Raw genomic sequence first — 13,201 nt, forward strand, 5'->3', positions numbered from 1 at the left:
CCAAAACCAACAAGAAGACGCAGCCGATGAAACACCATGCCGCGGAGCAGGACGAATACCACGACATCCGCGACGCCGTCGCCAAACTGTGTGCGCAGTTTCCCGGCGAATACTGGCGCAAACTCGACCGCGAAATGGCCTATCCCAAGGCGTTCGTCGACGCCCTGACGGAGGCCGGCTACCTCTCGGTGCTGATCCCCGAGGAATACGGCGGCGCCGGCCTGAAGCTGTCGGCGGCGGCCGCGATCCTGGAAGAGATCCAGCGCGCCGGCTGCAACGGCGGCGGCTGCCACGCCCAGATGTACACCATGGGCACCCTGCTGCGGCACGGCAGCGACGAGCAGAAGGCCAAGTGGCTGCCGAAGATCGCCAGCGGTGAACTCCGCCTGCAGGCGTTCGGCGTCACCGAGCCGACCTCGGGCACCGACACCACCTCGCTGAAGACCTTCGCCAAGAAGGACGATAACGGCGACTACGTCGTCAACGGCCAGAAGATCTGGACCAGCCGCGCGGAATATTCCGACCTGATGATCCTGCTCGCGCGCACCACGCCGAAGGATCAGGTGACGAAGAAGACCGAGGGACTCTCGGTGTTCCTGGTCGACATGCGCGAGGCGCGCGGCCATGGCCTTGAGATCCGCCCGATCCGCACCATGATGAACCATGCCACCACCGAAGTGTTCTTCACCGACCTCAAGGTGCCGAAGGAGAACCTGATCGGCGAGCAAGGCAAGGGCTTCCGCTACATCCTGTCCGGCATGAATGCCGAGCGCATCCTGATCGCCAGTGAATGCGTCGGCGACGCCAAGTGGTTCATCGCCAAGGCCAGCGCCTACGCCAAGGACCGCACCGTGTTCGGCCGGCCGATCGGCCAGAACCAGGGCATCCAGTTCCCGATCGCCAAGGCTTACGCCAACATGCGCGCCGCCGAGCTGATGGTGAAGGAAGCCACCCGCAAGTACGAAGCCGGCATGGATTGCGGCGCCGAGGCCAACATGGCCAAGATGCTCGCGGCCGACGCCTCGTTCGAGGCAGCCAACGCCTGCATCCAGACCCATGGCGGCTTCGGCTTCGCCGAGGAATACGACGTCGAGCGCAAGTTCCGCGAAACCCGACTGTATCAGGTCGCGCCTATCTCGACCAACCTGATTCTGTCGCATCTCGCCGAGCACGTGCTAGGGATGCCGCGGTCGTACTGAACCCTCTCCATCGCGTGCAATGCGCCCGCTAACATCGAAATCGTCATTCCGGGGCGCCGCGTAGCGGCGAGCCCGGAATCCATACTCCCTGCGGTGGTTATGGATTCCGGGCTCATTTCGCAGCTACGCTGCTCATGCCCCGGAATGACCATCGCAAGGACTGAGCAATGCTTCCGCTCGAAGGACTGACCGTCATCGCCGTCGAACAGGCGGTCGCGGCGCCGTATTGCAGCTCGCGGCTGGCCGATGCCGGCGCCCATGTCATCAAGATCGAACGCCCCGAAGGCGATTTCGCCCGCGGCTACGACGCCGCCGCCAAAGGCCAGAGCAGCTACTTCGTCTGGCTCAACCGCGGCAAGGAATCCGCGGTGGTCGACCTCTCGACCAAAGAGGGCCGCGCCGAGCTGGAGAAGCTGATCGCCTCGGCCGACGTGCTGCTGCAGAACCTCAAGCCCGGCTCGATGGACAAGCTCGGCTTCGCCCGCGAGCGGCTGCGCAAAGACTATCCGAAGCTGATCATCTGCACGATTTCCGGCTACGGCGACGACGGCCCCTACGCCCATCGCAAGGCCTATGACCTGCTGATCCAGGCAGAGAGCGGCCTCGCCTCGATCACCGGCGGGCCGGAAAGCGCTTCGCGCGTCGGCATGTCGATCGTCGACGTCGCGACTGGCGCCACCGCGCACGCCGCGATCCTCGAAGCGCTGATCGGCCGCGGTCGCACCGGCCACGGTGCCGACATCCGGATCTCGATGTTCGACGTGATGGCCGACTGGCTCACCGTGCCGCTGCTCAACGCCGAGGCCGGCAATCCGCCGAAGCGGCTCGGCCTCGCGCATCCGTCGATCGCGCCGTATGGCGTGTTCACCTCGAAGGACGGCAAGGACATTCTGATCTCGATCCAGAGCGAGCGCGAGTGGAAGAAGCTGTGCTCGGATGTGCTGCGCCAGCCGGATCTGCCCAACGATCCCCGCCTGTGCAACGGCGTCGAGCGCGTCAGGAACCGCGAATACACCGACAAGATCGTGGCCGACATCTTCGGATCGCTGACCCGCGACGATCTGCTCGAACATCTCGCCAGCGCCGACATCGCGTTCGCCGAAGTCAACACCATGGAAGACCTGTCGCAGCATCCGCACCTGCGCCGGATCGAAGTCGACACTCCGAACGGCAAGGTGACCTATCCGGCGCCGGCGGCGATCGTCGTCGGCGAAGACCGGCACTACGGCGCCGTGCCGGGCATCGGCGACAAGCGCAAGTAAGCGGGCAAGTAAGCGAGGACCAACATGACCGACGCGCTCGACATCGATCATCTGCGGCAGTGGATCGGCCGCAGCGAACAGGCCACCGACGTCGTCACCCCACAGCTCGTGAAGGGGCTGCGCGCGACGCTGTTCCTCGACATCGGCAAGCCCGCGACCGGCGATGCCGCGCCGTTCACCGTGCACTGGTGCCTCGGCCAGCCGGTGTACCCGATGGACCAGCTCGGTCCTGACGGCCACCCGACCCGCGGCGGCTTCCTGCCTCCGGTGCCGCTGCCGCGGCGGATGTGGGCGGGCGGCGAACTGCAATTCGTCGACGCGCTCAAGGTCGGCGACGAAGTGACACGGACCTCGACGATCGGCGACGTGACGATCAAGCAGGGCTCGACCGGCACGCTGTGCTTTGTCACCGTCAACCACGAGATCACCACGCCGCGCGGGATCGCGATCCGCGACCGTCAGGACATCGTCTATCGCGACGTGCCGCCGCCCTCCTCGGCGCCCGCGGCCCCCGCCAAACCGGCTGCGGCGCCGCCAGCCGCGCAGCATCGCGAGAGCCATCTCGCCGATCCGGTGCTGCTGTTCCGCTATTCGGCGCTGACCTTCAACGGCCACCGCATCCACTACGACCGCGACTACGTCACCAAGGTCGAGGGCTATCCCGGCCTGATCGTACACGGCCCGATGCAGGCCGCGCTGCTGGTCGAATTCGCCGCCAAGCTCAAAGGCAGTGCGCCGAAGACGTTCAGCTATCGCGGCGTCCAGCCGCTGTTCGACGGCGCCGACTTCAGCGTCAACGCCAACGAGACCGCAACCGGCCTCGAGCTGTGGACCGCCAACGCCGACGGCGTGCCGACCATGAAGGCCACGGCGAGCTGGTAGCGCTTTGCAACATGCACGTCATTCCGGGGCGCGCCGTGAGGCGCGAACCCGGAATCCCGAGCTGTTCTGCGACTCCGACGTTTCCCCAATTTCGGGATTCCGGGTTCGCGCGCGAAGGGCGCGCGCCCCGGAATGACTGTGCGGTGTTCGCGCGCTCGCGCCCCAGAATGACGCGTGATCCGTGTTGACTCCCCTCGCCGCCTGCGGATTTGATCGGTGCAAGCAACAACACCGGCATCCGCCGCCCGAGGAAACCGTCTTTGCCCGCGAAGAAGTCCAGGCAGCCGAGCGCTGCCGTCTGCACCGTCAAATCCGCCACCCTCGATCTGCTCCGCGCCTTCAGGATCGACAAGGTGTTCGGCAATCCCGGCTCGACCGAGCTGCCGTTCCTCAGCGACTGGCCGGACGATATCGACTACGTGCTGGCGCTGCAGGAGGCCTCGGCGGTGGCGATGGCGGACGGCTATGCGCAGGCGACGCGCAACGCCGGCTTCGTCAACCTGCATTCGGCAGCCGGCGTCGGCAACGCGCTCGGCAACATTTACACCGCGTTCAAGAACCAGACGCCGCTGGTGATCACCGCCGGCCAGCAGGCACGCAGCCTGCTGCCGCTGCAGGCGTTCCTCGGCGCCGAGCGCGCGAGCGAATTTCCGCGGCCTTATGTGAAATACAGCGTCGAGCCGGCGCGCGCCGAAGACGTGCCCGCCGCGATTGCCCGGGCCTACTATGTGGCGATGCAGCCGCCATGCGGGCCGACCTTCGTGTCGGTGCCGATCGACGATTGGGCCCGGCCTGCGGCGCCGGTGCCGCCGCGCACGATCACCCGCGAGCTCGGCCCGGACCGCACAGCGATGCAGGCGCTCGCCGATACGCTGGCCAAAGCCAAGAAGCCGGCGCTGGTGGTCGGTCCCGCGATCGACCGCGCCGCTGCGGTCGATCTGATGGTCCAGCTCGCCGAGCGCACCAAGGCCCCGGTGTGGGTGTCGCCGTTCTCGGCGCGCTGCAGTTTCCCCGAACGGCATCCGCTGTTCGCCGGCTTCCTTCACGCGTCTCCCGGACAACTGTCCGAAGTGCTCGGCGCCTACGACGTCGTCGTGGTGATCGGCGCACCGGTGTTCACCTTCCATGTCGAAGGCCATGCCGCGATCTTCGAGGACGCCTCGAAGCTGTTCCAGATCACCGATGATGCCGACGCCGCCACGGTGACGCCCCTCGGCACCAGCATCATCGCGACCGTGACGCCGGCACTCACCACGCTGCTGGCGTTGCTGCCTGAAACCAAGCGCGCCGCGCCGCCGGCCCGTGTGCCGCCGCCAGCGCCGCGGTCAGCCGAGCCGATGCCGGCCGAATATCTGCTGCATACGCTGCGCGCCGCGATGCCGGACGACGCGATGCTGGTCGAGGAGGCGCCGTCGCATCGCCCGGCGATGCAGACATACATGCTGATGCCCGGCCAGGACAGTTTCGCCACGATGTCGAGCGGCGGGCTCGGGTGGTCGCTGCCGGCCGCGGTCGGCTTCGCGCTGGCGGATCCGACCCGCCGCACCGTCTGCCTGATCGGCGACGGCTCGGCGATGTATTCGATCCAGGCGCTGTGGACCGCGGCGCAGCGCAGGCTGCCGCTGACCGTGGTGGTGCTGAACAACGGCGGCTACGGCGCGATGCGCTCGTTCAGCCAGGTGATGCAGGTGCGGAACGTGCCCGGACTGGAGCTGCCCGGGATCGACTTCACCGCTCTGGCGCAATCGCTCGGCTGCGATGCGGTGCGGGTGACGCGCAGCGAGGAGCTGGCGCCGGCGCTGACGCGCGCCCTTGCATGGGACGGCGTCAGCGTGGTCGAGGCGATGCTCGATAGCTCGGTGCCGATGCTCTACGCGCGCAACGGCTGAGCCGCCGATGCGGCGCCTGAGCGGCGGCGAACACCGCCGCCGCTCGAAACGTCCGCGATGCCGACTCAGTAGCAGACGCGGAAGCCGCCGGCGTTGATGAAGCAGTCGCGTTGGCCCCGGCCACGACCACGGCCACGTCCGCGTCCGCGCATCTCGCCGCGGCCCCGGCCACGGCCGCGCATCTCGCCCCGGCCTCGGCCGCGTCCGTCACCACGCTGCGCGTTGGCGGCGGTGCCGGTTGCACCCGAGACGAGTGCCGTCACGCCGATCATGCTGAAGCAATAGATGCTCGTCAGGATCATCGCGGCGATCGCCCGCGACACGAAGCTTCGGCGGCCGGATTGGTGATTGGTCATGGGAGTCCTTTGGGTGATGGCATGAAGCCGGTTGCCGCGCAGGTCGGTCGAAAGAGACAGACGGCAGGCGCCCGCGCGGGAAACCGTCGAACCGGCTGTCGAGATCGTCATGGCGGCGCGTCGGAGGTCTACGGCCATACACAACAGGGCCGTATCGAGCCGAAGATCAGAGCAATCAAATGCGTGCGCCGATCGTGTCGATGCTTCCCGGAGGGGTCCGATCGGGCGAAGAATACAAGCAGCACGGCCGAGTAGAGGGGCTACCCGGCGGAATTGCAAGCTCCGTACGGCGAAACTCGCCGCAGCGGCGCAATGTACGGGCCTGCCACGGCCCAAATCGGACGATGAGTTCGTGAACGGGCTATCGCGACCGGCCATGCGGCCGGTCGCCGCGCCCGTCAGTTGTCCAGTGCCTCGTACACCAGTTTCTTCAGCTCGCGCTGGATCGGCTGGCGATGTGACGGGGTCTGCTCCATCAGCACGAAGAACATGTCGAGCTTCGGATCGACCACGAAGTAGCAGCCGGAGGCGCCGTCCCACTTCAATTCGCCGAGCGAGCCGGGCGGCGGCGGCTTGGCGTTGCCGGCATCGGTGCGGACGCCGAGACCATAGCCGTAGCCGAAACCGTCACCCGGGAAATAGAAGTAGTCGCGCTCGACGCCGGAATTCGGACCGATGTGATCGGTGGTCATGTCCTTGAACACGGCTTCGCTGAGATAGCGCTTGCCGTCGAGCTCGCCCTTGTTGTGCAGCATGCGGACGAAGCGGATCACGTCGGACGGTGTCGAGGTCAGGCCGCCGCCACCGGATTCCCACTTCTTGACGATATCCGGCCGGCTCGGACGTCCCACGCGGAAATCGGCATCGTTCGGCATCGGCTGCGCCATCCGCGCCTTCTGCTCATCGGTCGTCAGATAATAGCGGGTGTCCTTCATCCCGAGCGAATCGAACAGCCGCTCCTTCTGGTATTCGTAGAACGACTTGCCGGAAGCGACCTCGATCACCCGGCCGAGCACCTCGTAGGAATTGCCGTAGTCCCACAGCGTACCCGGCTGCTCCTGCAGCGGCAGCTTGGCGATCCGCTCGGCGAATTCGGCATTGCTCGGATCGCCGTCGTAGATCTTGGCCGCCGCGATGGTCTTGCGCACCAGGCTGTCGCCATAGAAGCCGTAGGTGATGCCGGAGGTGTGCAGCAACAGATCGCTGATCAGGACTGGACGCTTCGGCGCGACGAAATCGAGATACTTCTCGCCGTCCTCGCGCTTCTTCTCGACACCGACCTTGGTGTCGGCGAATGCCGGGATGTATTTCGACACCGGATCGTCGAGCTTGATCTTGCCGTCGTCGACCAGCGTCATCACCGCGAACGCCGTGAACGGCTTGGTCAGCGACGCCAGCCGAAAGATGGTGTCGTCGGTCATCGGCTGCTTGGTGGCGACGTCGCGGACGCCGAAATACTTGTGATAGACCGGCTTGCCGTGGCGCTCGATATACACGATCGCGCCGGGAATCTTGCCCTCGGCGATGATCTTGTTGAAGAACTCGTCGATCCGTTCGAGCTTCTTGTCGGAGAACTGCACGCTCGGCGGCAGGTCGAAAGTGGTCTCGGCAATCGCCGGGCTGGCGGCCATCGCGGCCAGCGCTCCTGCCATCAACCAGCGCGCGGCGCGATGCAGCATTCTCGTATCCTCCTGAGGTCTTCTTCGGGAATGGGATGGTAGCGGCGCTTGGAGCGGTTTCAAGGGGCCGCATCCGTAAGCGCGACGCGATGCAGCTCGGCACTGGCGGCCGAGAAGCAGCAGAACACCGCTCGGGTAACCGAGGTGGTGGATCGCAGCGCATTGAGGGTGATCCGGACAGCAATCGGCGCCGCGCGCTCGGGCGGGAAACCGTAAACGCCGGTGGAAATCGCCGAGAACGCGATCGAGTTCAGCGCATGATCGTTCGCGAGCTGCAGGGCGCGGGCATAGCACGAGGCCAGCGCGGCGTCCTCGCCACGGCCGCCACCGTGCCAGACCGGGCCGACGGCGTGGATCACATGCCGCGCCGGCAGCCGGTAGCCGCGGGTGATCCTGGCATCCCCGGTGTCGCAGCCGCCGAGCGTGCGGCATTCGGCGAGCAGTTCGGGGCCGGCCGCGCTATGGATAGCACCGTCGACGCCGCCGCCGCCGAGCAGGGACGCATTGGCGGCATTGACGATCGCATCGACGGCGAGCGTTGTGATGTCGGCGACGACGACCTCACAGGTCGCCGTGCCGATCTGGCGGACGAAGGGGCTCAGGCGGCAGCCTTGATGCCCTTGTCGGTGAACAGCTTCTGCAGCTCGCCGGCCTGGAACATTTCGCGCACGATGTCGCAGCCGCCGACGAATTCGCCCTTCACGTAGAGCTGCGGAATCGTCGGCCAGTTCGAATACTGCTTGATCCCGTCGCGCAGCTCGGCGTTCTCGAGCACGTTGTGGCCCTTATACGGAATGCCAATGTGATCGAGAATCTGCACCACCTGACCGGAAAAGCCACACTGGGGAAACTGCGGCGTGCCTTTCATGAACAGCACGACGTCGTTGGCCTTCACTTCATTGTCGATGAATTGCTCGATGCTCATGGCGAATCCTTTTGCGGCGCGGCCGGCTGACCACCAGCGGCCGGGTCGACCGGCCATATATGTATCCTGAAACCGGCGAATAGCCCAAGTCAAAACCGATTGAGGCAGGCTGTCGCCTTGACTTCGTTACCGTTTTCGTCGGCACCGCTGCGCGGGACGGGTCGGGGGCCGGGGGCGCAAAATCGCCGCTGGTACGCCGGCGGTCTTACATCCCGATCCTCAGACCCTATGTTGATCAGCCTGGAACTCACACCGAACAGCAGCGTTTTTCCTCCAAACCGGAGATGCTCGTGACGATCCTGTCCTCCGCTGCGACATCAGCAGCCGAATCTTCCCCGTCGCCCGTCTCCGACCGCGAGCTCGCCGATCGCCTTGCCAGCGCCTATCGCGCCGTGCGCGATGAGACCGAGCGCCGCGCGGCACCGCTGTCGCCGGAGGATCAGGTGGTGCAGTCGATGCCCGACGCCAGCCCGGCGAAGTGGCACCGCGCCCACACCACCTGGTTCTTCGAGCAATTCCTGCTCGGGCCGCATTGTCCGGGCTATCAGGTGTTTCACCCGGATTACGCCTTCCTGTTCAATTCCTATTACGTCTCGGCCGGGCCGCGGCACACCCGTGCGGCACGCGGACTGCTGACCCGCCCCGGCGTCGCCGAGATCGCGGCCTATCGCCGCCACGTCGACGCGGCGATGCTGGACTGGTTCGCGACCGCCGACACTGCGAAGCTCGAGGAAATCGCGCCGCTGATCGAGGTCGGGCTCAATCACGAACAGCAGCACCAGGAATTGCTACTCACCGACATCCTGCACGCCTTCGCGCAGAACCCGATTCCCCCGGCCTACGATCCGTCGTGGCGGCTGCCGGCGACGGAGCACAGCGGCGAGGATTGGGTCGCATTGCCGGAAGGCATCCACCCGATCGGCCATGCCGGCGACAGCTTCCATTTCGACAACGAAAAGCCGGTGCACCGCGCCCTGGTCGGGCCGGTCAGGCTGGCGCGACATCTGGTCACCAATGGCGAGTGGCTGGCGTTCATGGCCGACGGCGGTTATCGCACAGCCACGCTGTGGCTGATGGACGGCTTCGCCTGCGCCGAGCGCGAGGGCTGGGAAGCGCCCGGCCACTGGCGGCAGGTCGACGGCGAATGGAAGATCATGACGCTCGGCGGCCTGCAGGCCATCGATCCCGACGCCCCGGTCTGCCACATCAGCTACTACGAGGCCGACGCCTTCGCGCGTTGGGCCGGTAAGCATCTGCCGACCGAGATGGAGTGGGAGGTCGCGGCGCGCGCCGGGCATCTTCCCGATGCGTTCGGCACCGTCTGGCAGTGGACCCGCAGCGCCTATGCACCCTACCCGGGCTACAAGGCGATCGAAGGCGCGCTCGGCGAATACAACGGCAAGTTCATGGTCAATCAGCTCGTGCTGCGCGGCTCATCCTGCGCCACGCCCGAAGGCCACAGCCGCGTCAGCTATCGCAATTTCTTCTATCCGTATCACCGCTGGCAGTTCACCGGCCTGCGGCTCGCCGACTACGGCGCCTGATCTGAAAATCCAATTGCGCCGCGTGCGCAGCCCGGAGGACCGCCTATGAACGTGCACGTCGCCGTGCAAACGCAGACGCATCGCCTCGATCCCAACACGGCCGCGTTTGCGCGCGACGTGCTGGATGGGCTGACGCGGTCGCAGAAGGAGCTGTCGCCGAAGTACTTCTACGACGACGCCGGCTCCGAGCTGTTCGTCGACATCACCCGCCTGCCCGAATACTATCCGACCCGCACCGAGCTCGGCATTTTGCACGACCGCGCCGCCGAGATCGCGGAGCTGATCCCGCCCGATGCGGCGGTCGTCGAATTCGGCGCCGGCGCCACCACCAAGATCCGTCTGCTGCTGGCCGCGCATCAGGTCGCGGCCTACGTGCCGGTCGACATCTCGGGGGATTTCATCGTCACTCAGGCCGAAGCGCTGCAGCGGGATTTTCCGCGGCTCGCCGTGCATCCGCTCGCCGCCGATTTCACCAAGCCGTTCGCGCTGCCACCTGCGGTGCGCGATATGCCCAAGGTCGGGTTCTTTCCCGGCTCGACGCTCGGCAATTTCGAACCGCAGGAGGCGCGGCGCTTCCTTGAGAGCGCCCGCGACATCCTCGGCCGCGGCGCGCGGATGATCATCGGCGTCGATCTGGAGAAAGATGAGCGCGTGCTGGTGCCGGCCTATGACGATGCCGCCGGAGTGACCGCCAGGTTCAATCTCAATCTGCTGATCCGGATCAACCGCGAGCTCGGCGCCAACTTCGACCTGTCGGCATTCGCGCACCGGGCGATCTACAACCGCGATCAGCACCGCATCGAGATGCATCTCGTCAGCCTGCGCGACCAGACCGTGCATCTGTTCGGTGAACGCATCGGCTTTCGCGCCGGCGAGACCATCCACACCGAGAACAGCTACAAATACAGTTTGGCGCGATTTCGCACGCTGGCGCAGCAGGCCGGCTGGACTCCGATGCGTTGCTGGACCGATCCGGATGCGATGTTCTCGGTGCATGCGATCGAAGCCGATTGAGAGCTCGATGCCCGCAATAAGCGACGCCCGCACCTCCAGCGTCAGGATTTCGAAGACCGAGCGCTTGCGCTCGATTCGATCGACCCCATATCCGGCTAGTTGATCGCCTTTGAGACACGACTCATGCGCGTATTGTGCTGGGAAACGTCAACGAGGCATGCCTTGTAGGCCTTGTCGTGGTCGGATGCGCACGATGCAGGCCGCTCGCGGCCCTTGAGATTCGCAACCGACTGTCACGTCAGTCCAATCGTCGGGCCCGTCCAGCATCGGCAAAAACAACGGTCGGCGGCCGGCGAGACGACTCACCCGGCACCGACCGTCATCGCCTTTCTCGTTCACTTCACATTCAGGCGGCGCACGCACGCGCACCCTGCCTCCTCTCACCACGTGCGAACGCAGGACCGTCGCCATGCTCCCGAACACGACACATGACACTGAGATTCCGGCCGCAGACATGCGGCTTTGGACCCGCATTCTCGCCAACTACGGCACGCCGAATCACTCGCGCAGCATTGCCGAACTGGCAATCACGGCGTTGCCGCTGGTGGTGCTGTGGGGAGCCGCCTGGTTCGCGTACTCGATCGGGCACGGCTGGGCATCCCTGCTGATTGCGATTCCCGCGTCCGGCTTTCTGCTCCGCCTGTTCATGATCCAGCACGACTGCGGCCACGGCGCGTTCTTCCGCCAACGGCAGGCGAACGATTGGGTCGGCCGCGTGATCGGTGTGCTGACGCTGACGCCGTACGACTGCTGGCGCCGCCAGCATGCCATGCATCACGCCACCACCGGCAATCTCGATCGCCGCGGCGTCGGCGATCTCGATACGCTGACCGTGCGTGAATACAGCGAGCTGACTTGGTGGGGCCGCGTGAAATATCGCCTCTACCGCCACCCGCTGGTGATGTTCGGCCTCGGTCCGGCCTATCTGTTTCTGCTGCAGCAGCGGCTTCCGGTCGGGCTGATGCGCGACGGCTTGCGCCCCTGGGTGAGCGCGATGGCGACCAATGCGGCAATCGCGGTGATCGTGGTGACACTCGCCTGGTTCATCGGTATCAAGGCGTTCCTGCTGGTGCATCTGCCGATCATGCTGCTGGCCGCCACCGCCGGCGTGTGGCTGTTCTACATCCAGCACCAGTTCGAGGCCACGACCTGGGACCGCAGCGAGCGCTGGACCCTGCATCAGGCCGCGCTGTACGGCAGCTCGTATTATGACCTGCCCGCGCCGCTGCGCTGGTTCACCGCCAATATCGGGATGCACCACGTTCATCACCTGTGCAGCCGTATTCCGTATTATCGCCTGCCGCGCGTGCTGCGCGATCATCCCGAGCTGAGCACCATCGGGCGTGTCACGCTGTGGCAGAGCTTCCGCTGCGTCCCGCTGGCCTTGTGGGACGAGGCCCAGCGTCGCTTAGTGTCGTTCCGCGAGGTCCGCGCCCGCAACCAGATCGCCGCGGCCGCAGGCCTGGCCGCACCGCCGGTCCCCGAAGTCTCGCAGTAAGCACGACGCCCAACGCGTCGGAGGGCGATCGGGATCAGGCGGGCACGGCCGCCGCAGCACGCAACGAGCGTCGGTCGCGCGCCTCATTCGCGCATTTCGCAGCGTGCACCTCGCGATTAATCACCTGCAGGTTCGGCAAGCCCCAATAGCCGAGCAGCTCCGGCCAGCCGAGGTCGCGATGCTGCCGCCACACTTGAAACAGCGGCACCAGGTGATCGACCTCGGCGGTTCGCAGCAGCCGACGGTTGGTTTCGCGACAGCGGCGGCCTTGCAGACGGCGCAGCAGCTTGGTGTGGCCACTCGGGGCGTTCCAGAACTGCCAGGCGGTGACGCACGCGCTGTGCCAGGTGGCGTTCGTGTTGATGCCGGCTTGCCACAAATCGGCGTGCCAACCGAACCGATACACCGGCTGGCCGCACACGCAGCAGAAGCCGGGACCGCGCTGGTACGCCTTTTCCCGATACGGCGCAGGAGGAATTCGAAACGTGGCCGGCAGTCCAGCCTCGGACTCGCCGAGCTGCCATTGCCAGTCGGCCGGGGCGCCACTGCGCGCTGCAAGCATCCGCGCCAGTCGCTCGGCGCGCAGCGGATGGGCGCGCCAGTAGGAGTCCACCGCGGCCCGCAGGGTCGAAGGTACATAGCGCCGGGCCTTGGCATGGATCAGCACGGCCTGGGGGAACTGATCGGGCAGCCGCCCGGTCAGCCGCGCCAGCGCTGCAGCGTTCGCCTTCGCGTGTTCTTCCCGCCAGTTCGACATGCTCCCACCCGCCGCGACCGTGCGGCACGGCTGTAAAGCCTTCGTTAACGTCGTGGCGACGGCGCTCGGCGCGGCCAGGCGATTCGGGCCGGCGCTCTAGGTGTGAGCTTTCATTAGGTTGTCCATCCGGTCCGGACCGGGGATGCTGAGGTTGCGATGCTTCAGTATCCAGGGAGGGACCGGATGAACATTCACA

At 66.0% G+C, this 13,201-nt stretch carries 12 protein-coding genes; 7 read left to right on the top strand and 5 right to left on the bottom strand.

Going from position 1 to position 13,201, the window contains the following annotated elements:
* Nucleotides 1-26 precede the first annotated feature (26 nt).
* The 4 genes from DWA33_RS23580 (at nt 27) to mdlC (ending at nt 5,232) form a co-directional block, all read left to right on the top strand.
* Nucleotides 27-1,199, top strand: coding sequence for an acyl-CoA dehydrogenase family protein (locus DWA33_RS23580; protein WP_114360919.1), 1,173 nt, complete (start codon nt 27-29; stop codon nt 1,197-1,199).
* 167 nt (nt 1,200-1,366) lie between these two features.
* Nucleotides 1,367-2,461 carry a CaiB/BaiF CoA transferase family protein gene (locus DWA33_RS23585; RefSeq protein ID WP_114360920.1) on the top strand — a complete coding sequence of 365 codons (1,095 nt, stop codon included), beginning with the start codon at nt 1,367-1,369 and terminating at the stop codon, nt 2,459-2,461.
* A gap of 24 nt (nt 2,462-2,485) precedes the next feature.
* Complete coding sequence (locus tag DWA33_RS23590) at nt 2,486-3,343, top strand: HTD2 family dehydratase (RefSeq protein WP_114360921.1); 858 nt, start codon at nt 2,486-2,488, stop codon at nt 3,341-3,343.
* Between the two features lie 260 nt (nt 3,344-3,603).
* Nucleotides 3,604-5,232, top strand: coding sequence for a benzoylformate decarboxylase (gene mdlC, locus DWA33_RS23595; protein ID WP_114360931.1), 1,629 nt, complete (start codon nt 3,604-3,606; stop codon nt 5,230-5,232).
* Nucleotides 5,233-5,297: 65 nt separating this feature from the next.
* Here the strand turns inward: mdlC and DWA33_RS23600 are convergent, their stop codons facing one another.
* The 4 genes from DWA33_RS23600 to grxD all read right to left on the bottom strand — a co-directional run bounded on the left by DWA33_RS23600 (nt 5,298) and on the right by grxD (nt 8,192).
* Entirely contained in the window at nt 5,298-5,699 is a 402-nt protein-coding gene (locus DWA33_RS23600; protein ID WP_244601383.1) for a hypothetical protein, read from the bottom strand.
* A gap of 287 nt (nt 5,700-5,986) precedes the next feature.
* Nucleotides 5,987-7,267 carry a serine hydrolase domain-containing protein gene (locus tag DWA33_RS23605; protein WP_114360923.1) on the bottom strand — a complete coding sequence of 427 codons (1,281 nt, stop codon included), beginning with the start codon at nt 7,265-7,267 and terminating at the stop codon, nt 5,987-5,989.
* A 59-nt stretch (nt 7,268-7,326) separates the two neighbouring features.
* Nucleotides 7,327-7,869 (bottom strand): O-acetyl-ADP-ribose deacetylase, encoded by a 543-nt coding sequence (locus DWA33_RS23610; RefSeq protein ID WP_114360924.1) that lies wholly within the window; start codon nt 7,867-7,869, stop codon nt 7,327-7,329.
* Entirely contained in the window at nt 7,866-8,192 is a 327-nt protein-coding gene (gene grxD, locus DWA33_RS23615) for a Grx4 family monothiol glutaredoxin (RefSeq protein WP_041807452.1), read from the bottom strand. The genes DWA33_RS23610 and grxD overlap by 4 nt, the downstream gene beginning before the upstream one ends.
* A 284-nt stretch (nt 8,193-8,476) precedes the next feature.
* On the opposite strand from grxD, the gene egtB reads away from it, so the two are divergent.
* The 3 genes from egtB to DWA33_RS23630 all read left to right on the top strand — a co-directional run bounded on the left by egtB (nt 8,477) and on the right by DWA33_RS23630 (nt 12,248).
* On the top strand, nt 8,477-9,736 hold the full coding sequence (gene egtB, locus DWA33_RS23620) for an ergothioneine biosynthesis protein EgtB (RefSeq protein ID WP_114360925.1): 1,260 nt from the start codon (nt 8,477-8,479) through the stop codon (nt 9,734-9,736).
* A gap of 45 nt (nt 9,737-9,781) precedes the next feature.
* On the top strand, nt 9,782-10,750 hold the full coding sequence (gene egtD, locus DWA33_RS23625) for an L-histidine N(alpha)-methyltransferase (RefSeq protein ID WP_114360926.1): 969 nt from the start codon (nt 9,782-9,784) through the stop codon (nt 10,748-10,750).
* Nucleotides 10,751-11,159: 409 nt separating this feature from the next.
* Nucleotides 11,160-12,248, top strand: coding sequence for a fatty acid desaturase (locus DWA33_RS23630; protein ID WP_114360927.1), 1,089 nt, complete (start codon nt 11,160-11,162; stop codon nt 12,246-12,248).
* A gap of 34 nt (nt 12,249-12,282) precedes the next feature.
* Here the strand turns inward: DWA33_RS23630 and DWA33_RS23635 are convergent, their stop codons facing one another.
* Complete coding sequence (locus tag DWA33_RS23635) at nt 12,283-13,005, bottom strand: hypothetical protein (protein ID WP_114360928.1); 723 nt, start codon at nt 13,003-13,005, stop codon at nt 12,283-12,285.
* Between the last annotated feature and the right edge of the window lie 196 nt (nt 13,006-13,201).

The organism is Rhodopseudomonas pentothenatexigens (assembly GCF_900218015.1).
Lineage (GTDB): Bacteria > Pseudomonadota > Alphaproteobacteria > Rhizobiales > Xanthobacteraceae > Rhodopseudomonas > Rhodopseudomonas pentothenatexigens.